A 24,180-nucleotide genomic window follows, 5' to 3' on the forward strand; every position below is an offset into this window, starting at 1 on the left:
TGTCGTTCAATCTGGGAGATAACTTAGCAACTATGTTTTCTAGTTGTAAAGAGTGCTTTCCGCGGTTTTTGCACGCGTGATCCAGCGGCACCGCCGCGGATACCTATGAGCCGCAAGTCGGCCTGTATTTGAAGCTTGAGTGCCAGCTTTTATTGCGGCATCCATCCCGCCGCCAAGGGATGATCCGAGCCAAGGGGCAGCCGCACGATTTGACTATGGCGAGCCGATGCGTAGATCGCGGTAATGAGCTCGATTGAGTGATAGCTCTCCTGAAGCGTCGGCAGATAGAGGTCGGGCTGGCCCGTGAGGCAGGCATGGATGTCGGCAAACAGGCCGGGGAATCTCGAAAGGGTCTCGGGAATATCGGAGAGGGCCGCATCGATCTCTGCCTGTCGTGGCGGATCGGTGGCCGTGAAACTCCAGGGACCCGCGCCGATCTGGTAAGGTTCCGTGCCCGAGGTTACGGTAACGTGCTCGAAGCACATACGAAGTCGTGAGCTGTTCCCCGCGGCACCCAAAGTGACCGAGGAGGTGACCAGAGCCCCCTCGCTGGTGCGCATGGAAAGGGCGGCGCAATCCTCGGTCTCCACGGGATTGACGCGCGTGTCCAGAAAGGCTGCTATTTCGGTGACATCGCCGACAAGGTGGGTCATCAGATTATGGATATGGCAAGCGTGGCTGACGAGGACGCCACCGAGCTCTCCCTTCCAGGTGCCTCGCCACCGCTCCTCATAATAGGTGGGGCCACGCTGCCAATGGGTCTCCAAGGCCACCAAATAGGGCTTTCCCAACAAGCCGCGTATCTTCAACTCGTGCGCTGCACGATAGCCGGCTCCATAGCGATACTGAAATACTGGGAAGACCTGTCTGCGCATCTCCGCCGCGAGGTTCGCAATGCGCCGAACGTCGGCAATCGAACCTGCCAACGGCTTTTCGCAGACCACGTGCTTCCCGGCCTCCAGCGCGGCCAGGGTCATCGAGGCATGCAGTTGAGGCGGCAGGCAGATGTCGACGAGATCCACTTCGGGATCTGAGAGGACCTGGTTTATGTCCCGAATGGAGCGGCTGCCAGGCGCCTGTTCGGCGGCCTCTACCGCGCGGGCGAAGTTGAGATCGCAGACATAACGCACCTCGAATAGTTCTGGCAGCGTTGCATAAGCGGCCACGTGGGCTTTGCCGATGCCCGCCCCGACGACTGTCACCCGGATGCGATCGCTCATCGAGTTGCGCCGCCTTCCGCCAAAAGCTGTGCCTGCAGCGCCAGTTCGGTCGCAAGGAACGCATGGGATTGAGACATGGCGGTCTCGGTTCGGTTTTTCACATCCGCGGCAAATCTTCCGAAGAAAGGTTTGCCCGCGCCTTTGGCATCGAACCGCTGGACGCCGGATTTGTCGGCGAGAAAGACGTGATCCCCACCGGGTTGGCCCGCGATATCGATATATTTGCGCAGTTCGATATAGCCGTCGGTCCCGAGAATTGTCATCCGCCCGTCTCCCCAGACGGGAAGGCCATGTGGCGTCAGCCAATCCACCCGTGCATAACCACGGCCCCCATTGCCTTCCAGCAGCGCTTCGCCGAAGTCCTGGAAATCCGGCCGATCCGGATTCGCAACATTGGCCACATGAGCGGAGATCACCCGAACTTCGGTCGACCCGGTAAAATGCAGGAACTGGTCGAATTGGTGGGCGCAGATATCGGTCAGGATGCCACCGCATCGCGCCCGGTCCCAGAACCAGCCCGGCCGGAGATTTGCATTGAGACGGTGCGGCCCGAGCCCCACCGTCTGGACCACCCTTCCAATTCGGCCTTCGGCAATCAGGCGGTCCGCCAAGGTGGCGCTTTCAACGGACACACGCTCGGAGAAAGAGACAAGCCAACGGCGTCCGGTCTCCGCCACAGTTGTACGGATATCCGCAAGCTGCTTCAGGCTCGTGCAGCCGGGTTTATCGACCAGCACATCCTTTCCATGGATCATGGCCGAGACGGCAATTCCTCCACGCTCGCTGTTGATGCCTGCAGAAAGAATGAGATCGATACTCGCGTCTTCCAGAATGGCCTGCATCGGTCGAAGCGGCATATCCGGATAGGTGTCCTGGAATGCCGTGCGTGCCTCATCAGGGGTCTCATCGCCCGTTGTCCACGCGACGAGCGTGGCGCCGGCCTCCCGCATGCCATCTATCATGCCGTAGATATGCCCGTGGTCTATGCCGATGACGCCGATGCGAAGGTCGAAGGCCATGAGGACTATCCTTTGAGGTGGATGCCGCGAGCCCGCAGCATCGACTGGATATTGACGAGCGAGCCAGTTTCGATGGAGGCGTTGGCGGCGATGCCGGTGAGAATGGACCATGCGCCGGCGACATGGTCGGAAGCGCGGCCATAGCGGTCCGGCTCCATGCCTTCCGGATCAAAGATATATCCGAGCATGACCGGATCGGCACCGCCGTGGTCGCCCTTCGCCTTTGGAACCTGGACCAGGCGTGGCGGCTCTCCAGCCAGGTGCAGTTCGGTGGTGATGGCATCTTCGTCCGCATGCGCGCGCTTGCCGCCGAACACGCCGTGGACTTCCACATGGCGATGGGTGATGTCGCCCTTGGTTCCCTGGAATTTGATCTCCAGCCCTTCCCATGGCGAATAGGCGGTCAGGGTGTAATTGGCCGTGACGCCGGACGCATAGCGAATATGCGCCTGCATCGTATCCTCGATGCCGATCTCCTCGTCGAAGACGCAGCGATCGCGGAAGTAGCCGTCTTCGCCTTCGGCCTCGAGGTAGAGCGCGCGAAGGTTCTCGTCGGCCGACAGATCGAGCTCGAAATCGCATCTGGCGGCCACGGGACAGCCCGTGCAGCGTGGGCCGCGGCCTGCAAGCCCCAGTTCGACCGCCGTTTCCGGGCGATAGAAAACCCGCTTGCCGGATGCCAGAACCTCGGTCGGCACCGAGCCGAGCCACCAGTTGAGCAGATCGAAATGATGCGTGGATTTATGGACCAGCAGCCCACCGGAGTTCTCCTTCTGCCGGTGCCAGCGTCGGAAATAGTCGGCGCCATGAACGCGGTCGAGATGCCAGCGGAAATCGACGGCCGTCACCGTTCCGATCGTGCCGGACGCAATGAGCTCCTTGATCTGGGTGCGGGCAGGAGAATACCGGTAGTTGAAGGTGACCGTGACCTTCCGGCCGGTCCGCCTCTGGGCATCGACAATCTGCTTGAGGCGGGAAAGGTCGATCGTCAGCGGTTTTTCACAGATGACATCGCAGCCGGCCTCGAAAGCACGGACGATATAGTCGGCATGCAGGAAGTCGGGCGTTGCCACGACCACCGTATCCGGCTTCTGTTCCGCAATCAGGCGGTCGAAATCGGAAGCAAGATAGGTCGCGACGCCGTTCGTTCCCGGTTTGGGGACTGCCTTCGCTGCTTCTCCCAATCGACGGGCATTGCTGTCGCAGAGCGCGACGATCTTGTGCTTGTCTGCGTAATCTTCGATCACGGAATCGCGGAACATCTGATGCCGCGAGCCACATCCGACAATGGCAATCTTCACTGGACCAGGCTTTCGTTCTGAGTGGGCTCGACGCGCTGACCGGCGCTATCGAAATAATGGAGGTCGAAGAGGTCGAAGCCGATCGTCACCGGATCGCCCATGCGACAGGGATTGCGGCCGCTATCGCTGGCAAGCAGAACCTGGCCCGAAGGCAGGGCCACATGCAGCAGTGTCTCGCTACCAAGATATTCCACAAGCCGGATCGTTCCCTCGGTCGTGACATCGCCGCCGCCCACCCGCAATGACGAAGGGCGTACGCACAGGGTCATGACTTCGCTCGTGGCTGTAAGAGCAGGAATGGCGAACCGGGGCAGGTCGGCAATGTCGACGAGGGTTTCACCTGCCTCACGCAACACCTTTGCCTGCAGCATGTTGATCTTGGGCGAGCCGATGAAGCCGGCAACGAAAAGGTTCTGGGGCCGGGTGTAGAGCTCCTGCGGCGTTCCAACCTGCTCGATCTTGCCGCCTCTCAGCACCACGATGCGGCTTGCCATGGTCATGGCTTCCACCTGGTCATGCGTCACATAAATCATTGTCGTTCCGAGACGCGTATAGAGTGAAGCCAGTTCGGCCCGCATCTGCACACGCAGCTCGGCATCGAGGTTGGAAAGCGGTTCGTCGAAGAGGAAGAGCTGCGGCTCGCGCACGATAGCGCGACCGATCGCCACGCGCTGCTTCTGCCCGCCTGAAAGCTGGCGCGGCTTGCGGTCCATCAACTGCTCGATCTGCAGGATGCGAGCTGCCTCGGCCACCCGGTGTTCCACTTGCTGGCGTGGAACGTTGAAATTCTGCAGGCCGAAGGCGAGGTTTTTCCTGACGTTCATGTGGGGGTAGAGAGCATAGCTCTGAAACACCATCGATAGCTCGCGTTTGGACGCGGGCAGGTCGTTGACGATCCGTCCGCCGATGGCGATTGTTCCTTCGCTGATGTCCTCCAGGCCGGCGATCATGCGAAGAAGGGTGGATTTCCCGCAGCCCGAAGGGCCGACAAGGACAAGAAATTCGCCGTCGCGAATATCGAGGTTCAAACCCTGGATGATGGACAGCGCCCCGTAGCGCTTGCCGACGTTTCGAAGCGTCAATCCTGCCATGCGTCTTGTTTCCTATTTCATGCCGGAGGTGGCGATGCCACGAACGATGAGTTTCTGGAACAGGACGAAGAAGATCACGACCGGCACCAGCGAAAGCACGGACATCGCGAACATCTGGCCGTAGGCCGACTTGCCTTCCTGATCGAGGAAGAGGCGCAGCGCCAGCGGCACGGTATAGCTCTTGATGTCGTTGAGGTAGATCAGCGGCGCGAGGAAGTCCTCCCAAACCCAGATCAGCGAAAAGATAGCGGCCGTGCCCATCGCGGGCAGGGAAAGCGGCAGGATAATCGCCCAGTAGATCTTGAAGGGCGAACAGCCGTCGATCATCGCAGCCTCGTCCAGCTCCCGGGGCAGCTGACGAAAAAACTGCACCATCAGGAAGATGAAGAAGGCGTCGGAGGCCAGGAAGCGAGGCACGACCAGCGGCAGATAGGTATCCACCCAGCCGAGCCGAAGGAACTGCACATATTGGGGAATGAGGACCACATGATAGGGGATCATCAAGGTCATCATCATCAGCGCGAAGAGGAAACGGCGGCCCGTGAAGCTCAACCTGGCGAAGGCATAGGCCGCGAAGGAGCAGGAGATCAGGTTGCCGATCACCGAGAGCACAGTGACGATCGCCGAATTGACGTAGAAGAGTGTGAAGGACTGCGGCAGCGCGTTCCAACCCTCCGTGTAGTTGTCGAAGCGGAACTCCGACGGCCAGAGCGTCAGGCTTCCGAAAATCTCGTTTTCCGGCTTGAAGGAAGAAGCGAGCAGCCAGAACAGCGGGTAGAGCATCACACAGGAGACGCCGATCAGAAAGATGTGCTTCAGGATGCGTCCGTTGCGTGCCCGCTTGCCTCGGCGCAAGCGCATTTCATGCGCAATCTTGGCGGCTTCCTCCATCTCGACGGACAGGTCCATATCAATCGCGCTCGTTCTCATAATGCACCCAGTATTTCGAGGTGAAGAAGGCGATCGCCGTAAAGACCGCGATGATGACGAGAAGCACCCAGGCAAGCGCAGAGGCATAGCCCATGCGGAAGAATTTGAAGGCCTCGTTGAAGAGGTACACCGTATAGAACAGCAGGCTGTCGGCCGGCGCTCCGGTGCCGTTGGAGATGATGAAGGCACTCGAAAAGGTCTTGAAGGCTTCGATCGTCTGCAGCACCAGGTTGAAGAAGATGACCGGCGCGAGAAGGGGCAGGGTGATCCGCGTGAACTGGCGCCAGCGCGGCGTTCCATCGATCTCCGCTGCCTCGTAGAGGTCGCGCGGTATGCCCCCGAGGCCGGCGAGGAAGATCAGCATCGGTGAGCCGAACTGCCACATGGCTAGGATCACTAGAGTATAGAGCGAGGTATCGGGATCGGTGATCCAGGCGGCGCCTTGAATTCCGACGAGGGCCAGAACCTGGTTGACGACGCCATCCTCGGCAAAGAGCTGGCGCCACAATATGGCGATCGCGATCGAGGCGCCGAGCAGGGACGGCAGGTAGAAGATCGCCCGATAGAGGCCGATGGTGCGCAGGCCGTGGTCGAGCAGCATGGCGACGCCGAGCGCCACGATCAGTCGCGCCGGCACCGCCAGCACCACATAAGTGAAGGTCACATCCAGCGCCTTCCAGAAGCGCCGGTCCCGCGTGAACATATATTCGTAATTACCCAAGCCTATCCAGCGCGGGTCGCTCACCATGTCATAGCGGGTGAACGAGAAATAAAGCGACGCCAGGATAGGCCCCAGGGCAAGCAGGAAAAACCCGACCAGCCAGGGCAGAAGAAAAACATAAGCCGGCGCATTGCGGGCAAAGAAACGCTTCATCGAGACAACCTTGTTGTCGGAAGGGAGGTCCCGGATGGAACAGCCGGGGCCTCGGTTCAGGCGGTCACTACTGGGCGCGGTCGACGATATCCTGTGCATCCTGGATGAACATGCCAGCGGCTTCCGCGACCTCCATCTTACCGAGCACTACGTCGGTGCCGGTGCGCATGAAGGCGTCTCGAACCTCGCCGGCACCCTTGGGCGCGGGGAGGGGGAGCGGCCCGACCTTGCTCTGGATCGCATCGAAATAATCGACCGAGAGCTTCTCGACTTCGGTGAGTTTCGGCGCCAGCGCGGCACGGACCTTCGGCGAGCAGGGGATGCCGCGCTCCAGGCCCAGAATGCCGGTGATTTCCGGATCGTTGACCCAGGCGTTCATATAGGCGATCGCAGCCTCGGTGTCCTTTGCGTCACGAGTGAGCGACAGGAACATGGACGGCTTGATGAACTGGCCCTGCTTGCCGCCAGCCTTGTGGGGTATCATCGCGGCGCCGATCTTGTCCTTCGATACTGCCTGAATTCCGACAAGCTGGTTGGACCAGAAATGCGACATGGCGGTGTCGCCGACGGGGACGCCCGACTCGGCAATCGGCGGATCGAGAATGACGGTCTTGTTCTTGTCGCGCACGACGTCGGCCTTGCGCAGGTCGGCCCAGAACTGCCACCATCCGGACACGTCCTCGGCCGTCGCGGTGACCTTCCCCTCCGGCCCATAGAATTCCCGGCCGTTCTGGCGCACCCAGGCTTCGAAGGCTTCGATCATCAGGGAAAGATCGTCCGAGCCCTTCATCTTGCCGCCGGACTTGGAGGTGATCGCTTCGCAGGTCTTGGAAAAGTCATCCCAGGTCCAGTTGATCAGATCCACATCGATGCCGGCCTCCTGGAAGGCACGGGTATTGTGGACCATCACCTGGCTGTTGGAGCCGATGTTGAGTGCATAGAGCTTGCCGTCGACCTTGCCGCCGTCGAGCGGCCCCTGATCGAAGTCTGCGATCATGAGGCTCTTGCCGGCGAATTCGTCAAGCGGCTTGAGCGCGCCGCGATGGACGTATTCGAACAGGAACCGGTAATCCATCTGCACCAGATCGGCCATGTTCCGGCCGGCTGTCTGGGTCGCCATCTTGGTCCAGTAATCGCCCCAGCCGATCGTCTCGCCGGAAACTTCGATGCCGGGGTTCTTCTTTTGGAAGGTGTCGATTACGGCAAAGGTGCGTTTGTCACGTTCGGGATTCCCCCACCAGTAGTGTCGGATCGACCGATCCGCGGCGATCACTGGCATCGGAAATGCAGCAGCGGCGGTCGCCGCGCCTATCGTGCCCAAGAGGGCTCTTCTTGTCAGTTTGGTCATGTCATCCTCCTCCTCTAATCCGACGTGCCTCATTCGCACCGGGTGTTCGATATCATTCGAGACTTCTTGCGCTCCGGCCCCTCCTGCCGGAAACGCTCCAATCTTCCTTCGGGCAGTTCGCCTAGATGTAACTGCGCAGAAGTTCGGTCAGGCAGAGCATGGCCATCGCCTGCCCATAAGGCATGGAAGTCAGCTTGATCTGCCGGTAGAAATCGAGGTCGTGGCCCATGGCAGTGCCGAAGGACACCTGCTGCAATTCGCCGTCGGGACCGATGTTGTCGATGACCCCTTTCATGGCGCGTTCGGCGGTTTCCAGATAATCCGTGGTAAGATATCGCTTACGCACACCTTTCATGAGGCCGTAGGCGAATCCGGCCGTCGCCGATGCCTCCAGATAGCTCGATGGGTCGTCGATCAGCGTATGCCAGAGGCCTGACGCGTGCTGGTATTGCTGCAGGGACGTTGCCTGGCGCCGAAGCAGCGACACGAGATGACGACACAGAGGATCGCTCTCCTTCAGGTCCAACAACTCGATGAACTCGGGAATGGCGATTGTGATCCAGCTATTGCCGCGGGCCCAGCGGGCGCGGGCGAAATTGTGATTGCCGGCGAAGGTCCAACCGTGAAACCAGAGGCCGGTCTCCGTGTCGCAGAGATATTGGGCATGGACCAAGAACTGGTATTTCGCCTCTTCGACGAATTCCGGGCGATCAAGGACAAGGCCGATCTTGGCGAGCGGCAGCACGCTCATCATCAGCGTGTCGTCCCACATCTGCTGGTCGTTGACGTTGTTGTAGACAATGTGCTGAAGGCCGCCTTCGCGGGTCCGCGGCATGTCATGCATCACCCACTCGGCCCAGGTCTCCAGATAAGGCCGCCAGTGCGGGTTCTGTTTGAGTTCGTAAAGATAAGCCAGTATCAGGAAGGGGGCCATGGTGTTGACATTCTTGGTGGGCGTGCCCCCTTTCAGCCGGGCGTCGAACCAGTCCGTGATGATGCCCATCGTGTCCTGGTTACCGGTCAATTGCCAATACTTGAACAGGCCATAAAGGCCGATGCCGTGGGTCCATTCCCATCCGGCCCAGCCCTTCGTATCGATGACACGTCCGTCATCGAGGCGCAGGAGGAATTCGCCGGTACGATCCTCGATATGGATGAGGTTGTCGGTCAGCCGATCGATGAGATCGCACACATCATTGCGCTGGATAAGGGGTTGCTTCTGCCTCAGCAGCGGATGCATGTCTGATGTTCTCCCCAATATTTCGGAACGCTATTCCGGAAATTAGGAAACCATACTCCTAAAGGCTTTTCAACCTTGTTTTTTGCTGCTTTGTGCGATGCTGCAAAAGCTCATGGACCTGCCCGACCACGTCTTGACATAGGCGAGGTCAAATTTCAGAATATGATTTCGAAAAATCCAGAACACTTAAAATGTCAGACCCCAGCTCCAAAACGGAAAATGTTGCCGCTGTCCTCAAGGTCTTCGCCGTTGTGGAGGCTCTTGTCGAGGAAAAGAGGGTAAGTCTTGCTGACCTCGCTCAGCGGGCGATGACATCCAAGACGACCGCGCATCGCTTGCTGCAGACGATGGTAGACCTCGGTTATGTGGAGCAGGATCCGGAGACGGAGAAATATGGTCTGACACTGAAACTGTTCAGTCTCGGAGCCAGATCCTTGAATGAACAGGCAGACCTGTTGCGGGCAGCCGACAAGGCGATGGGTAAGCTTTCCCGAGCCACGGGCGAATCCATCAACCTCGGCATTCTGGATGATCGGGACCAGAAGGTCGTCTACATCCATAAATATGATTCCGCCTACAGTCTTTCGATGAAGTCGACGCTTGGACTTCGCAATCCACTGCACAGTACCTCGCTTGGAAAGGCGTTGCTTGCCTGGCGAGACGACGATGAGCTCCGCGAGCGGCTGGGCAAGATGGAACTGATCAAACTGGCGCCTCGGACCATCACGGATCGGGAAGAACTGTTCGCCCAATTGCGACTCACCCGCGACCGAGGCTTTGCCGAAGAAGTGGAAGAGAGCGAGGCGGGCGTGCGCTGCATGGCGGCGCCAATCTTCAATTATATGGGCAAGCCGATCGCTGCCATGTCGATTTCCTTTCCCCTCTTTCGCTTCGATGAAGGAAGGAAGTCGGAATATGTGAACCTGCTCACAACCGCGGGCATGACAGCTTCCAGCGCCCTGGGCTACCGGCCGAAGAGTTGAGATGATGTGCAGTCGTTAGCCGAGAGCTACGCCATTGGTCGCCACGTAGACGGAGTAAAGGGAGGTGGTGGCGGTTATGAACAGGCGGTTTCTCCGCTGTCCGCCAAAAGTGAGGTTCGCCACCGACTGCGGCACGAGAACCTTGCCGAGAAGCCTGCCTTCCGGTGAGAAGCAGTGCACGCCATCTCCAGCGCTCGTCCAGACATTGCCTTCGACGTCCACCCGGAAACCATCCGGCAGACCATTGTCGAGACTGCAGAAGACTCTGCCATTGTTGAGCCGCTTGCCCTCGATGACATCAAAGACACGGATATGGCGGGGTGCCTTGACGTCATGGCTTGACGCCGAGTCCGCCACATAGAGCTTTCTTTCGTCGGGCGAAAAAGCGAGGCCGTTCGGCTGGCCGAAATCGGTCACCACAGCTTCGAGTTCTCCTGTCTCGGGATCGAGCCGGTAGACGTTGCGCGTCTCCTGTTCGGGCTCCGACCGATAGCCCTCGTAGTCCGACTTGATGCCGTAGGTCGGGTCGGTGAACCAGATGCTGCCATCCGAGCGCACGACCACGTCGTTTGGTGAATTGAGCTTCTTGCCCTGATAGCGGTCTGCCAGCACCGTCAGTGTGCCATCGATCTCTGTGCGGATGACGCGGCGGCCCCCATGCTCGCAGGAAATGAGCCGACCCTGTCGGTCGCGCGTGTTGCCGTTCACGAAATTGGAGGGCGAGCGGAAGACCGAGACCCCGCCGTCCGGTGTCCAGCGTAGCATTCGCTGGTTGGGGATGTCGCTCCAGATCAGGCAGTTGAGATCGGAAAACCAGACCGGTCCCTCGGCCCAGCGGCACTCTGAATAAAGCTCTTCGAGGCGCGCGCTGGAGACGATCAGCTGTCGAAAACGTTCGTCGTGGATTTCGTAAATGGAAGGCGTTTGCGGCATGGTTGTCGTCCGATTGGGAGGGTGTTTCATCGGGTGGATTGGCGGCCGCCGGCCATGAGGATGACGGCAATGATGATGAGGCCGGTGAGGATAAGGCGGAACCCCGCGCCGAAACCATAGGTGTTCAGCATCGATACCACCAGGAACATGAAAAGCGAGGCGCCCCAGATGCCCGGAATATTGGAATTGCCGCCAGCGACCGCAGTGCCGCCAATAACGACGACCGCAATCGACATCAACAGGTATTCCGCTCCCATGTTAAGCGCGGCACCGCCCGAGAAGCTGGCGAGCAGATAACCGCAGATCGAGGCGAGCACGGCGCAGAGCATATAGGTCACAAGCCGTGTGCCATCGACGGGAATACCGGTCATCCGGGCCGCGAACGTGCTCTGTCCGATCGCCGATATCCAGCGGCCGTAGATGCTTTTTTCCAGCAGCAACCATGCGATAGCGGAAAGGGCGAGGGCGACGATTGCCACGTTCGGGATGCCGAAGAGGCTGGATGTAGTGAAGCTTGCAAGAATTTCCGGGGGCTTGATGCGCAGGCCCCGGTTCGCCCAGATCGCCGTCGACTGAACGATGAAGCTCATGGAGAGCGTCGCGATGATCGGCGGGATGCGAAGCAGTTTTATAAGTGCGTAGTTGCCGATGCCGATCATGGTGCCGAGCAGAACGGAGAGCAACAGGCCGACGACGATCATGCTATCCTGAACATCCATCAGCTTCAGTGCCAGCGTACCGGAGAGTGTCATGGTGGCGGGCACCGAAAGGTCGATATTGCCGGGACCAAGCGTGATGACGAACATCTGGCCGATGCCGACGATGACCGAGAAGGCGGCAAAGGTGAGGGCCGCTTGAGACAGGCCGAGCGAGCTTGCGCCACCGGTGAAGAGCACCGTAATGATCCAGACCGTGATGGTGGCGGCGAAAGACCAGATCCAGGGCTTGGAGAGAAGGAGGCGGGGCGCGTTCATTGAATTTTCTCCCGCCGCTCCAAACGGTTCAGGAAGAGGCGCAGCGCCAGCACGACGATCAGGATCGCGCCTTGCGCACCGATCTGCCAGTCCGGCGAAATGCGCATGAAGGACAGGAAGGAGCCGGCCAGCGCCAGAGTCAGCGCACCGATGACGGCCCCGATCGGCGAAACCCTGCCACCGACGAACTCTCCGCCGCCAAGGATCACTCCGGCGATCGACAGCAATGTGTAGCGGAGAGCGATGTTGGCGTCGGCCGAGGTTGTCAGGCCGACGAGCGCGATGCCCGAGAGTACGGCGAAGACAGCAGCCAGGGCATAGGTCGCGGCCCGGATGCGGATCACCGACCAGCCCGCACGCTCGACAGAGCGGAAATTGCCGCCCACGCCACGGATCAGCACGCCGAAGGAAGAGCGCATGATGAGGAAATGGGTGACGGCCGCGATCACGACGCTCGCAACGATTGCCATCGGCACGAAGGGCGGCTTCGAAGTCATCAGCCAACGCACCCAGCCCGGCACTTCACCGCCCGGAGACGGTAGCATCAGCACGGCAAGGCCGCCCCAGAAGAAGCTCATGCCGAGAGTCACAACAATCGAGGGGAGTTCCCGGACATGGATGATCACACCCATGGCCGCATAGGCGGCGATCGCACCCAGGAAGATCAGGACGCCGATTAGGGGCGAAGCTTGCAGGAAGGTCGCCGTGACGCAGGCACAGAAGCTGACGAATGTACCCATCGACAGGTCGAGGTCGTTGACCGCCATGATCAGCATCTGCGCCACGGTCGCGAGCGCGATCGGCACGGCGAGATTGAAGAGCAGATTGAGACCCGTATAGCTCATGGCGCGCGGCTGCATGTAGAAGACGGCCGCGAGCAGCAGTGCGAGCGACACTGCCGGGATGATCAGGCGGAGGGTGCCGGAGGAAAGCTTCATGCAGCCTTCTCCTCGCTGAATGACGCGGCCAAGATGTTCTTTTCGGTGATGTCATCACGAACAAGCTCGGCGACGATTGCGCCTTCGCGGAAAACATAGACCCGATCGCAGAGGCGTATTTCGTCCATTTCGGTCGAGTACCAGATGAAGGTTCGGCCTGACATCGCCTCGGTGCGCAGGATTTCGTAGACTTCCTGTTTGGTGCCGACATCGACTCCCCGCATAGGGTCGTCCATCAGCACGATCCCTGCCGTCGTTGCCAGTGCCCGGGCGAACAGGACCTTCTGCTGGTTGCCGCCTGAAAGCGACAAGATGCGGTTTTGCATGTCGGGGGTACGGATCTCGATGCGTTTCTTCCAGTCTTCCCCGAGCCTGTCCTCACGGCTGCGGTCGATCATGCCGCGGGAGGAGAGCTCTCCAAGCGAGGTAATGCTGAGGTTTTTCAGGATGCTCCACAGCGCAAACGTACCGTTGAGACTGCGGTCGCCCGCCACAAACGCAGTTTCCCGTCGACGGGCCGCCCACCAGTTGCTGTTACGAGAGAGATAGAGATCGAGAAGCGCCTCCGTCTGTCCATGACCGCCGAGGCCCGCAAGACCGACGATCTCGCCACGATAGGCTTCGAAAGCCAGGCCATGGCCGCGCCGGGGCGACATCGAAAGAACCGGCGAGCCTGCTTTCATGGCGGTTGAACGTTGCCACTCCCGCTCGCGCACCACGCTGCCCATGGCTTCAACGAGGCTGCGGCTATTGAATTCGAAGGCCACGCGATCAGCGACAACGCGTCCATCCTTCATCACCACGATACGGTCGGAAGTCGAAAGGATTTCGCCCAGGATATGGGAGATCAGCAGGACTGAGCCGCCTTCGGCGACGAAACGGCGGACAAAGGCCATGAGCTGAGCCGCAAGCCCGGCATCCAGCGACGACGTCGGTTCGTCGAGGATAACGAGCTTCGGTCTTTGGCCGACGCCGGCGAAGCTGATGGCGATCTCGACCATTTGCCGCTCGGCGATCGAGAGATCATCGATCGTACTGTCACAATCGATGTTGTGACCGGGGAATATCTCCTTGAGCTGCGCCTTGATGAGGGAGAGCGCCCGACTGCGCCAGTTCCAGCCTTTGAGGTCTCCATGCATGATCCTGACGTTCTCGCTGACCGTCAGGTTGGGGCAAAGCGACAACTCCTGGAATACGCACCGTATCCCATTGGCACGCGCCGCCGAAATCCCGTGCTGCCCGGCATCGCCGCCATAGCTGACGGTGCCGGCATGTGGGGTGAGGCTTCCGTTAATCACATTGACTATGGTCGACTTGCCTGCGCCGTTATGCCCGACCAGACCGACACACTCGCCGGCGTGTATGGTGAGATCCACGCCGTCCAATGCCTTGACGGCGCCGAACGTCACCTTGATGCCTCCAGCTGCAACCACCTCTGTTTTCGGCATTCCGTCAGTCATATGCGTTCGTCACGGAGGGTTGGTCGGCAGGCCGGTGAATATCCGGACGCGGCTTTGAGCTGCGCCGCGTCCGATCTATAGGGCCGCTGGCGCTATTTAGCGCTTGCGATCACCTTCTGGGCGTCTTCCAGCGTGTATTCGACATTCGCCACGCCACCCTTCTGGGTGCCGGCGAGGTTGGTTTCGAGGTTATCCTGGTCGATGCGCAGGAAGGGAACGACGAGATCTTTCTTGACTTCTTTCCCGTCGAGGATCTGCTGAGCGACCCAGAACGCGAGCGTCGAGACGCCCGGCGCGATCGAGACGGACATCGTCTCATAGCCGTTCTTGTCCTTCTGCTGTTTCCACCAGACGAGTTCGTCTTCGCGATTGCCCATCACGATGGTCGGAGTCGGGCGATTGGCCGCGGCAAAGGCCTGAGCGGCGCCATAACCGTCCCCGCCCTGAGTCACCACGGCTGCGATTTCGGGAAGGCTCGGCAGGATGCCCGCGACCGCGCGCTGCGCAACGTCCTGCGCCCAGTCTCCGTTGACTGACCCCACGACCTTGAACTGCGGGTTCTTCTTGACGCCCGCTTCGATGCCCGCATGGATTTCGTCATCGACCGAAACGCCGGCCAGACCACGGATTTCGAGAAGGTTGCCGCCCTTCGGGAGTTTCTTTGCGAGATAGTCCAGCTGGCTCTCACCCATTGCCTTGAAATCGACGGCGATCCGCCAGGCGCAGGGCTCGGTCACGATGCCATCGAAGGAGACGACGATGATGCCCGCGTCGCAGGCTTCCTTGATCGCGCCATTGAGAGCGGTCGGAGACGCCGCATTGACGACGATCGCATCATATCCCTGCAGAATGAGGTTCTGGATTTGCGCGGCCTGTTCGGTCGCCTGGTTTTCTGCAGTGGTGAACGGATCAGCGGCTGCCACGACGCCCTTGGCGACGGCATCCTTGGTGATCTTGTCCCAGCTTGTCAGCATGGCCTGTCGCCAGGAATTGCCGGCATAATTGTTTGACAGGGCGATTTTCTTGTCGGCGGTGTCGGCCAGGGCAGAAATCGGCCCAGCGACGCAAGCGACGGCGACAGATACAAAAAGCATCTTCCTGATGATCATGATTTCCTCCCTAGCACCCACGAGATCTTCTCCGTTCCGCTCCTCAACGGTATTTCGGAGATAGTGATTGCACTGAGCTTCATTTGCCCAGTAAAGCGAGCATGGAGGAGAAATCAGGTGTTGTATAGGCGCATTCAAGCAACCTTTTTGCGGGCATTCGCGCAGAATCTGCGGGTTCCCGCAAGACAAGTCCGACAGCAAGGCGCTTAATGAGGTTGAGGACTGGGAGGAGGTCCGACATGCTCGATTCGGCCCGAAGCACGCTTTTCGACCGCTATCTTGGTATATCGCGGCTGCTGGCGGGCCAGCTCGATTTCCATTCCATCATACAGGCGGTCGCCGCCGAGATCAGCCACATCATTCCGCATGACCATCTCGATGTCTGTATCAAGATGTTGGACGGCAAATATCACATCGCCTACGAAAGCGGCCTTGAAACCGCATGGAGCAGACAGCCGCCGGCGCTGCTGACCGGTAGCCCCATCCGGACCCTGTTGTCGGGGGAAGTCGATTTCCTGCTGTCACCAGACGCCTGCTCCGACCCCCGGTTTCACTTCGAAGGAGCCTTTTCGAGCCCGATCATCGAACTGTCGTTGCGCAGCCGTCTGCATGTGCCGCTGAGGGTGCAGGGCGATATTATCGGTGCGTTGAGCTGCTCCATCCACGAGGCTGACAGCTATACGATGCAGGATGTCGAGAATGCTCGTTCGATCGCTGACCTGCTCGCTCCCTATTTCTTCGCCTTACGTGCCGCCGAGCAGGCCAAGCATTCGGCGATCGTTGAAGCCGAAGCGCGTGCCCGCGAAGAGGGGCTCAGACTCGGCGCCTTGAAACTGACCGAGGCGCTGGAGATCGAACGGCAGAGGATCGGCATGGACCTGCATGACCAGACCCTTGCCGACCTGACGCGCCTGACGCGGCGAATGGAACGGCTGACGAGCCTTTCGGAAATATCGGGTGAAACGCTGGAACCGCTCTGTCGCATGTTGCAGCAATGCCTTCACGACCTTCGCCAGATCATCGAAGAGGCGAAACCGTCGGTTCTGCAACTGTTCGGAGTGACGGAGGCGATCGAAAACCATCTCGATCGTTCCGTGCGCGAGAGCGGTCTGCCAGTCGAGTGGAGGATACTCGATGAGAGCGACGGGGCGCTTCTCAATATCGGGCAGACGGTGGCGACGGCGCTTTTCCGGATCGTCCAGGAAGCCGTCAACAACGCGATTCGCCACGGGCAACCCACATCAATCCTCGTGCATCTGCGCACATTCGAACGGATGTTATCGATCGAGGTAATCGACGATGGCGGAGGGATAAAAAAGCTGCGTGACAGGGCAGGCCATGGAATTGATAACATGAAAACGCGCGCACGCTTGATTTCCGCGCGGTTTGAAATCGGGCGGAACACCGGCGGTCGGGGGACAGTGGTTAGAGTAACGCTGCCGATCGATCAGAGCGACACTTCGGAGAACTTACCATGAAAGTGCTGATCGTCGAGGATGATCCGCTGCATCGGTCCTACCTGCATGAGGCAGTGCGTGCCGCACTGCCGGAATGCGACATGGTGCTGGAGGCGGAAAACGGTCTAAGCGGTGAGATCGAGGCCCGAAAGTCGCGCATGGAACATGTGATCATGGACCTGCAGATGAGCGAACGCAATGGCATCGAAGCGGCCAGAACGATCTGGCGGGAGAGGCCAGATACCAAAATCCTGTTCTGGTCCAACTATTCCGATGAGGCCTATGTCCGGGGTGTTTCAAGGATCGTTCCGGAAGGGGCGACCTATGGCTATGTCCTGAAATCCGCATCGGACGAGCGGCTGAAGTTGGCTCTTAGAAGCGTCTTCATGGAATCCCAATGTGTGATCGATCGCGAAGTGAGGGGAATTCAGCAGAAAAGCCTCGGAAACGCCCACGGATTGAGCGACGCGGAATATGAGATTCTGGTGGATGTAGCACTTGGCTTGACAGACAAGGCAATCGCCCAACGAAAGAAGCTTTCACTGCGAAGCGTTCAGAACCGCCTGCAGCAGCTTTATGAAAAACTTGATATCTATCAGATACCGAACGCGCAGAATGAAGGCTGGTACAATCTCAGAATGCGAGCCGTCGCCGTGGCGCTTCTTCGAAAGATCTTGAATACAAGCGCACTGGAAAGGGCGGAACGCGAGTTACGAGATTTTGTACAGTCCTGATTGGATATGGTTAGGCGCCGGTGCAGATCTCGCATCCAGTGGCCTCGACCGGCATTGATGTTGTTCTGCCGTCACTATTTTGCAGCGACTAAGTTTTGTGACGGATTTTCGAAGGAAATCGCCTTCCAGTATCGGCGATCTTCCCCTAGCAAGGTCGCGCGTGAATTTCATCAAGGAGGAGAGCCATGAAGATCACCAGACTGGAGACTGTGCGGGTGGCGGAGCGCTCGAACCTGCTCTGGGTTCTCGTCCATACTGACGAGGGAATCACAGGTCTCGGTGAAACCTTCTTTGGTGCGGAAACGGTTGAAAGCTATATCCACGAATATGTCGCGCCGCGCGTGATTGGCCGCGATCCGCTGCAGATCGATCTCCTCGCGCAGGACCTTGTCGGTTATGTCGGCTTCCGGTCATCCGGAGCCGAGGTGCGCGGCAATTCCGCCTTCGACATCGCGCTGTGGGACATCTTTGGCAAGGCGACAGGCCAGCCGATCGCGCAGCTTCTCGGTGGTTTCAGCCGTAGTGAAATCCGCACCTACAATACCTGCGCAGGCACCGAATATATCAAGAAAAACACCGGCCAGGCGACAGCCAATTACGGACTGACGGGCGGCACGGCCTATGATGATTTGAACGGCTTCCTGCATCGCGCCGACGAATTGGCGGAGTCGCTGCTCGAAGAGGGCATCACAGCAATGAAGATCTGGCCCTTCGATGCGGCCGCTGAGAAGACCAAAGGCCAGTATATCTCCGCTTCCGATCTGAAGCTTGCGCTGCAGCCGTTCGAGAAGATCCGCAATGCAGTCGGCGACCGGATCGATATCATGGTGGAATTCCACTCGATGTGGCAGCTGCTGCCGGCCATGCAGATTGCGAAGGAGCTGGCGCCTTATAAGACCTTCTGGCACGAAGATCCGATCAAGATGGATAGCCTTTCCAGCCTGAAGCGTTACGCCGAAGTGTCGCCGGCGCCGATCTCGGCTTCCGAAACGCTCGCAACGCGCTGGGGTTTTCGCGATTATCTTGAAACTGGCGCGGCGGGCATCGTCATGCTCGACATTTCCTGGTGCGGCGGGCTCTCCGAGGCGCGCAAAATAGCGTCCATGGCTGAGGCCTGGCATCTGCCGGTCGCTCCGCATGATTGCACCGGTCCGGTCGTTCTCTGCGCCTCCACCCATCTTTCGCTCAATGCGCCGAATGCGCTGGTGCAGGAGAGCGTCCGTGCCTTTTATCGCACCTGGTATCGCGATCTCGTGACGGCGCTGCCGGAGGTGAAAAACGGCATGATCACCGTGCCGCCGGGGCCTGGTCTCGGCATGGCGCTCAATCCAGAGCTCGACCGTGCCTTCACCGTCAGCCGCCGGACCTCTGAAGCATCCGATCTCTAAGGTGAATCCGAATGAATACTTCGACCGCGACGGCGCTCAGGATCACGAGCATGACCGGCCCGTTTCTCATGCTTCTCGGCATGCTCATGTTCGCCCTGAACGATGCGATGGGGAAGTGGCTTGTCGCGAGCTACGGGCTCGGCCAGGTCATCCTGATCCGCAGTCTTGCTGCGCTTGTTATCCTTGTTCCCATGGTCTGGATGGCCGGTCTGAGCAATCTTCTCAGTGTCGACCGACCGGTTATGCAGTTTGCCAGGGTGGCGTTCTCAACAGCCGAGGTCTTCTGCTTCTATTACGCCGTGATGTATTTGCCGCTCGCAGACGTCATGACCTATTGGCTGGCTGCGCCCATCTATGTGGCGGCCGCCTCACCCTTCCTGCTTGGAGAGAAGGTCGGCTGGCGGCGCTGGACGGCAATCGCTGTCGGCTTCATCGGCGTCATCATCACGCTCGAGCCTTCCAGCGCCATGTTCACGATGCCGGCAATCATCTCGATTGTCGGCAGTGCGGCCTTTGCGTTCATGCTGATTTCCGGCCGCTTCCTGCGGGGCACGCCGGACAGCACCCTCGTCTTCTTTCAGGTCGCGGGTGCAGGCCTGGCTGGTCTCGTTTTCGCGCCGGTGGACTGGTCACCGATCGCATCCAGCCGTGATCTCGTCCTTCTCGGACTGCTCGGCATCGTCGCCATGGCCGCACACATGCTGGTGAACCGGGCGCTCAAGATATCCGATGCAGCAACTGTCGCGCCGCTTCAATATACATTGCTGCTCTGGGCGGTGGTTTTCGGCTGGCTTTTCTTTGGCGATGTGCCCCGTTTCAGCATGCTTATCGGGGCTGCCTTGATCGTCGCTTCAGGTCTGTTCATCTTCATTCGCGAGCAGATGCTCAAGAAACGCGAGACAGTCCTGCCGTCCATCCCCGAATAAAAGCAGGAAGCCTGCGGTGGTGAAACCGCAGGCTTCCGATTGTCGAGTGGCTTGTCGCTTACTTGCCGCGGATCTGCTTCAATTCGGCGAGAATGCCGTCGACGACATCCGCCCCAATCTCCGCCTTGTGCTTTTCGTAGACGACCATGGACTTTTCACGGATGCGCTCCTGCTCCTCGGGGGAGAGCGCATTTACCTCGAGGCCTTCCGCCTTGATCTTCTCCAGCGACTTCTTGTTGAGTTCCTGGATGACCTTGCGCTCCTCATCGCGGCCGACAATCGCGCATTCACGCAGGGCAGTCTGTTCTTCTGGCGTATAGGTGTTGAAGATGGCCTTGGAGAAGAGGAACAGGAACGGCGTATAGGCGTGGTTCGTCTCGGTCACATATTTCTGCACTTCGAAGAATTTCGACGTATCGATCGTCACGTAGGGGTTTTCCTGTGCGTCGATTGCCTTGGTTTCAAGTGCGGAGAAGACCTCGCCAAAAGCCATCGGCGTCGCATTGGCGCCGAGATTCTGGAAGGTGTCGAGGAAGATATTGTTCTGCATGACGCGAACCTTCATGCCTTGCAGATCTTCCCATTTGTTGACCGGGCGGACCGAGTTGGAGAGGTTCCGGAAGCCGTTCTCCCAATAAGCCAGATTGACGAGGCCGGCGGCGTCGAGCTTCTCGTTCATCATGTCGCCGAACTTGCCGTCGAGCACCTTGTAGGCTTCCTCGGAATTGGCAAAGAGGAATGGCAGGTCAAAGACGCCGAGTGCCGGGACGATCCCCACAAGCGGCGAAGACGACGTTACGACAGCTTCCTGCACGCCGGAACGGAGAGCCTGGGTGGCCTGAAGGTCGCCGCCCAGCGCGCCGCCCCAGAAGGCGGTGAGCTTTAGCTTCCCGCCGGATTTTTCATCCAGGCATGTCTGCATCGCGTTGATGCCGTTGCCGACCGGGTGGTCGGCGTTGATGCCGTTCGAGACGCGGATATTGCGCTCGTTGAATTCGGCGAAAGCCGGAGCGGATGCCGAAACGGCGAATGCGAGTGCGGTTGTTGCAAGTAAAAGTTGTCTCATGAGTATCCTCCCGTGGATGGTTGATTGAGACGTTGAGACTTTATTCCCTCAATGCAGCCAGCGTGCTGGCACGATGACGATGTCTGGGAACAGGACGAGCAGCATAAGTACGCAGATCTGGGCTGCGAGGAACGGCAGAATGCCGGTTACCACCTTACCCAGAGGAATGCGCCCCACACCGCTGACGACGTTCAGCACGACGCCGACGGGCGGCGTGATGAGACCGATACAGCAGTTCATAATGAAGAGAACGCCGAAGTAGACCGGATCGATACCCGCCTGCTTGATGATCGGCATCAACACCGGCGTCAGGATCAGGATGGTGGGTGTCAGATCGAGTGCCGTGCCGACGACGAGGATCAGCAGCATGATGACGAACATGAGAAGTTTTGGCCGATCGATCAATGGCGCAATATAGCGTGTAACCTCGGCCGGAATGTTGGCAGCCGTAATCAGCCAAGCGGAGACGAGCGCCGCGCAGACGAGGAACATGATGATCGATGTCGTCTTTGCCGCTTGCAGGATGACGCGTGGGAGATCCTTTGGTTTCAGCTCCCGATAGACCACCATCCCGACGAACAGGGCGTAGGCCGCTGCGATGACGGCAGCTTCGGTAGGCGTCACCACGCCCGCTTTGATCCCGCCGAGGATGATGACCGGCATGCCAAGTGCCCAGAGGGCGCGACCGGTGGCACTGAGCCGGTCAGTGGTGGAGGCCTTCGGCAGCGGTGCGACATTGTCCTTGCGGACGACGACCAGCCACGTGGCGACAAGCGAGAGGCCCATGATGAGGCCCGGCACGATGCCGGCCATGAAGAGCTGCGTGATCGAAACGTTGGCGGCGACACCGAAGACGATAAAGGCCATGGAGGGTGGGATGACGGGTGCGATAATCCCGCCCGAGGCAATCAGGCCGCCAGATCGGGGCACGTTGTATCCAGCCTTGGCCATCATCGGGATCAGGATCGCGGCAAGGGCTGCCGTGTCTGCAGCTGCCGATCCGGAAATGCTGGCCATGATGACGGCCGCCATGATGGCGACGACACCGAGACCGCCGCGGATGTGGCCCACACAGGCGATCGCGAACTCGATGATGCGCTTCGAAAGGCCGCCGGAGTTCATCAGTTCGCCGGCGAGGATGAAGAACGGAATGGCGAGAAGCGTAAACGTGTCCGCGCCGATGATCATGTTCTGCGCTATGATCTGGCTGTTGAACATCCCCATGAACCACATGAGGATCACACCGCAGAACATCAGTGCAAAAGCGACAGGAACGCCGATCGCCATGGCTCCGAGCAGTGAAGCGATGAAGACAAGAAGGGTCATCAGCCACGCTCCGAAAGATGTTCGAGGGACATGTCTTCGCCGGCGAAGGCGGCGAGTTCCTTTTCGGTCACGCGACCGGTGACAAGGCGAACAAGGCGTTCAAGCGCGATTATCACGCAACCGGCGCCTGTAAAGAAGCCGATGCCATAGACCCATGCCATGGAAAGGCCGGTCACCGGGGCGCTCATGCTGGCATTGATAGGTAGTTGCTTCCATGTTCCCCAAAAGAAGATGCCAGAACAGCCGATGATCACGAGATTGCTGACGATCATGCAGACGATGCGGCCTTTGCGGCCGAACAGCGCAACCACCGTCTCCACGCCCATGTGGCCGTATTCCCTGAAGCCGACGACGGCACCGATGAAGGTCAGCCAGACGAAGAAGTAACGGGACATTTCGTCCGACACCGTCAGGCCGGAATTGAATGCGTAGCGGAGCACGACGTTCACGAAAACCATGAGTGCCATGCCCGACAACAGGAAGATCAGCAGCAGTTCCAGAAACTTATAAAAAAGATCGATCGTCTTTTGCATTCGCTCCTCCCTTTTCCTCACAAGAGGCCGCGTCCGGCAAGATTCTTCATCAACGCCGTCAAGCCGAAATTCCACTCGGGACAGTTGTCGCTATGTTCGACCCAGTTAACTAGGCGCCCCAGCTTCGGCGTCGAGATTTCCACGCGATCACCGATCTCATGGGTGAAGCCAAGGCCTTTGCCGCGACGGTCTTTGACCGGTGCAAACATGGTGCCAAGGAAGAACAGGACGCCGTCGGGATATTGATGGTTGCGGTTAAGAAGCTGGGAGACAAGATTTTCCGGCGAGCGGCTGATTGCCTGCATGGGGCTGATGCCTGTCATGATGAAACCGTCCGTACCCTCGACCGCCAGCGAGATTTCCGCTGATTTGATGTCATCGATGGTGAAGTTGCCATCGAAGAGGCGAACGAAGGGGCCGACGGCGCAAGAGGCATTGTTATCCTTGGCCTTGCTGAGAAGCAGAGCAGAACGGCCTTCGAAATCGCGCAGGTTGACGTCGTTGCCAAGTGTCGCGCCAACGATCTTGCCTTTGGATGTAACCGCGAGCACCACTTCCGGTTCGGGATTGTTCCAATCGGACTTCGGATGGATGCCGATGAGCGCCCCGCAACCCACCGACGACATCGGCTGTGCTTTCGTGAAGATTTCCGCGTCAGGGCCGATGCCCACTTCGAGGTACTGAGACCAGAGTCCCATTTCCTGCAGCAGGGCCTTGACGCTCGCAGCTTTTTCCGAACCCGCAACGAGACCTTTCAGATTATCGCCAAGGACTGGCGCCAGCCGGCTGCGGATATCCTGGGCGCGCAGCGGATCACCCTTCGCCTGCTCCTCGATGACGCGTTCCAGCATGCTATCGGCAAAGGTGACGCCGGCCGCCTTGACCGCTTGCAGATCAGCGGGCGCAAGGAGTTCGCCCGCAGTGCCGTCGAGAAACGATGCGAGGCTGCCAAGCTCGGCGAAGCGCGAGGTATCTTTCAGCTTGCTTGCGAGGTCCTCGATTTCCAGAAGCCCCGACATTGTCAGCGCGACCGGAGAAAGGTCGAACAGATGACCTGAGGAGAGAAGGACAGGGCAGGGACCGCCTAGGGCCTTGGACCAGGCGCGGCCGACAAGCAGCGCATCCGCCGCATCCAGGGGCAGTATGGATTCAGGAGCCAGCGCCCGTTCGATATTCACGCGATGATCCTCCTTCACTTGATCGATGCCGAGCCTCCACTCCATCGATCTATTGTCAGGATGTCTGACAACATTCTCTGCTAGGTTTTAGTGTGACTTTTTCACCGTGTCCAGCGCGTGTACCAAACCATCCCCGAAATTATAGATCGATC

The 24,180-nt window shown here is 59.2% G+C and carries 22 protein-coding genes; 5 read left to right on the forward strand and 17 right to left on the reverse strand.

All coding sequences use genetic code 11. The features are described 5' to 3' along the window. Positions 1-149: 149 nt before the first annotated feature. The 8 genes from ABK249_RS07545 to bglB all read right to left on the reverse strand — a co-directional run bounded on the left by ABK249_RS07545 (position 150) and on the right by bglB (position 9,023). Positions 150-1,220, reverse strand: a complete 1,071-nt coding sequence (locus ABK249_RS07545) for a Gfo/Idh/MocA family protein (RefSeq protein ID WP_227704297.1) — start codon at positions 1,218-1,220, stop codon at positions 150-152. Beyond that, a complete protein-coding gene (locus tag ABK249_RS07550; RefSeq protein ID WP_227704296.1) occupies positions 1,217-2,239 on the reverse strand; it encodes a Gfo/Idh/MocA family protein in 1,023 nt (340 codons plus the stop codon). Before ABK249_RS07550 ends, ABK249_RS07545 begins: the two co-directional genes overlap by 4 nt. A gap of 5 nt (positions 2,240-2,244) precedes the next feature. Beyond that, positions 2,245-3,501, reverse strand: coding sequence for a Gfo/Idh/MocA family protein (locus tag ABK249_RS07555; protein WP_244446955.1), 1,257 nt, complete (start codon positions 3,499-3,501; stop codon positions 2,245-2,247). Between the two features lie 35 nt (positions 3,502-3,536). After that, positions 3,537-4,631, reverse strand: a complete 1,095-nt coding sequence (locus ABK249_RS07560) for an ABC transporter ATP-binding protein (protein WP_037156940.1) — start codon at positions 4,629-4,631, stop codon at positions 3,537-3,539. A 12-nt stretch (positions 4,632-4,643) separates the two neighbouring features. Continuing rightward, positions 4,644-5,522 (reverse strand): carbohydrate ABC transporter permease, encoded by an 879-nt coding sequence (locus ABK249_RS07565; RefSeq protein WP_407722148.1) that lies wholly within the window; start codon positions 5,520-5,522, stop codon positions 4,644-4,646. A 19-nt stretch (positions 5,523-5,541) separates the two neighbouring features. Next, on the reverse strand, positions 5,542-6,435 hold the full coding sequence (locus ABK249_RS07570; protein ID WP_348862530.1) for a carbohydrate ABC transporter permease: 894 nt from the start codon (positions 6,433-6,435) through the stop codon (positions 5,542-5,544). A gap of 67 nt (positions 6,436-6,502) precedes the next feature. Further along, on the reverse strand, positions 6,503-7,783 hold the full coding sequence (locus ABK249_RS07575; RefSeq protein ID WP_037156946.1) for an ABC transporter substrate-binding protein: 1,281 nt from the start codon (positions 7,781-7,783) through the stop codon (positions 6,503-6,505). Positions 7,784-7,904: 121 nt separating this feature from the next. After that, positions 7,905-9,023: a beta-galactosidase BglB gene (bglB, locus tag ABK249_RS07580; RefSeq protein ID WP_227704294.1), complete on the reverse strand. Its 1,119-nt coding sequence runs from the start codon at positions 9,021-9,023 to the stop codon at positions 7,905-7,907. Between the two features lie 191 nt (positions 9,024-9,214). Here bglB and kdgR point away from each other — a divergent pair, with 191 nt between their 5' ends. Continuing rightward, a complete protein-coding gene (kdgR, locus tag ABK249_RS07585; protein ID WP_227704293.1) occupies positions 9,215-10,006 on the forward strand; it encodes a DNA-binding transcriptional regulator KdgR in 792 nt (263 codons plus the stop codon). A 15-nt stretch (positions 10,007-10,021) separates the two neighbouring features. Here the strand turns inward: kdgR and ABK249_RS07590 are convergent, their stop codons facing one another. The 5 genes from ABK249_RS07590 to ABK249_RS07610 form a co-directional block, all read right to left on the reverse strand. After that, entirely contained in the window at positions 10,022-10,939 is a 918-nt protein-coding gene (locus tag ABK249_RS07590) for an SMP-30/gluconolactonase/LRE family protein (RefSeq protein WP_227704292.1), read from the reverse strand. A 26-nt stretch (positions 10,940-10,965) separates the two neighbouring features. Next, on the reverse strand, positions 10,966-11,913 hold the full coding sequence (locus ABK249_RS07595; RefSeq protein WP_227704291.1) for an ABC transporter permease: 948 nt from the start codon (positions 11,911-11,913) through the stop codon (positions 10,966-10,968). Beyond that, on the reverse strand, positions 11,910-12,851 hold the full coding sequence (locus tag ABK249_RS07600; protein WP_227704290.1) for an ABC transporter permease: 942 nt from the start codon (positions 12,849-12,851) through the stop codon (positions 11,910-11,912). The genes ABK249_RS07595 and ABK249_RS07600 overlap by 4 nt, the downstream gene beginning before the upstream one ends. Then, positions 12,848-14,311: a sugar ABC transporter ATP-binding protein gene (locus ABK249_RS07605; protein ID WP_348862531.1), complete on the reverse strand. Its 1,464-nt coding sequence runs from the start codon at positions 14,309-14,311 to the stop codon at positions 12,848-12,850. The genes ABK249_RS07600 and ABK249_RS07605 overlap by 4 nt, the downstream gene beginning before the upstream one ends. A gap of 92 nt (positions 14,312-14,403) precedes the next feature. Further along, the gene (locus tag ABK249_RS07610; RefSeq protein WP_348862532.1) at positions 14,404-15,420 is read right to left on the reverse strand and encodes an ABC transporter substrate-binding protein; all 1,017 of its coding nucleotides are present in this window, start codon (positions 15,418-15,420) and stop codon (positions 14,404-14,406) included. Positions 15,421-15,659: 239 nt separating this feature from the next. Between ABK249_RS07610 and ABK249_RS07615 the strand changes: the two genes are divergently transcribed. From ABK249_RS07615 to ABK249_RS07630, 4 genes are all read left to right on the forward strand, one after another. Beyond that, positions 15,660-16,898: a GAF domain-containing sensor histidine kinase gene (locus ABK249_RS07615; RefSeq protein WP_037156964.1), complete on the forward strand. Its 1,239-nt coding sequence runs from the start codon at positions 15,660-15,662 to the stop codon at positions 16,896-16,898. Continuing rightward, complete coding sequence (locus ABK249_RS07620) at positions 16,895-17,611, forward strand: response regulator transcription factor (RefSeq protein WP_037156966.1); 717 nt, start codon at positions 16,895-16,897, stop codon at positions 17,609-17,611. Before ABK249_RS07615 ends, ABK249_RS07620 begins: the two co-directional genes overlap by 4 nt. A gap of 185 nt (positions 17,612-17,796) precedes the next feature. After that, positions 17,797-18,999, forward strand: coding sequence for a mandelate racemase/muconate lactonizing enzyme family protein (locus ABK249_RS07625; RefSeq protein WP_348862533.1), 1,203 nt, complete (start codon positions 17,797-17,799; stop codon positions 18,997-18,999). A 50-nt stretch (positions 19,000-19,049) separates the two neighbouring features. Beyond that, complete coding sequence (locus ABK249_RS07630; RefSeq protein WP_348862556.1) at positions 19,050-19,925, forward strand: DMT family transporter; 876 nt, start codon at positions 19,050-19,052, stop codon at positions 19,923-19,925. Between the two features lie 58 nt (positions 19,926-19,983). On the opposite strand, the gene ABK249_RS07635 is transcribed toward ABK249_RS07630, so the two are convergent. From ABK249_RS07635 to ABK249_RS07650, 4 genes are read right to left on the reverse strand one after another with little or no spacing between them, the layout of a single operon-like run. Further along, positions 19,984-20,991, reverse strand: a complete 1,008-nt coding sequence (locus ABK249_RS07635) for a TRAP transporter substrate-binding protein (RefSeq protein ID WP_348862534.1) — start codon at positions 20,989-20,991, stop codon at positions 19,984-19,986. A gap of 48 nt (positions 20,992-21,039) precedes the next feature. Continuing rightward, on the reverse strand, positions 21,040-22,317 hold the full coding sequence (locus tag ABK249_RS07640) for a TRAP transporter large permease (protein ID WP_348862535.1): 1,278 nt from the start codon (positions 22,315-22,317) through the stop codon (positions 21,040-21,042). Beyond that, the gene (locus tag ABK249_RS07645) at positions 22,317-22,850 is read right to left on the reverse strand and encodes a TRAP transporter small permease (protein ID WP_227704283.1); all 534 of its coding nucleotides are present in this window, start codon (positions 22,848-22,850) and stop codon (positions 22,317-22,319) included. The genes ABK249_RS07640 and ABK249_RS07645 overlap by 1 nt, the downstream gene beginning before the upstream one ends. A gap of 17 nt (positions 22,851-22,867) precedes the next feature. Next, on the reverse strand, positions 22,868-24,073 hold the full coding sequence (locus ABK249_RS07650; protein WP_052183094.1) for a fumarylacetoacetate hydrolase family protein: 1,206 nt from the start codon (positions 24,071-24,073) through the stop codon (positions 22,868-22,870). Positions 24,074-24,180 lie beyond the last annotated feature (107 nt).

The sequence above is a fragment of the Neorhizobium phenanthreniclasticum genome (assembly GCF_040066075.1).
GTDB lineage: Bacteria > Pseudomonadota > Alphaproteobacteria > Rhizobiales > Rhizobiaceae > Neorhizobium > Neorhizobium petrolearium.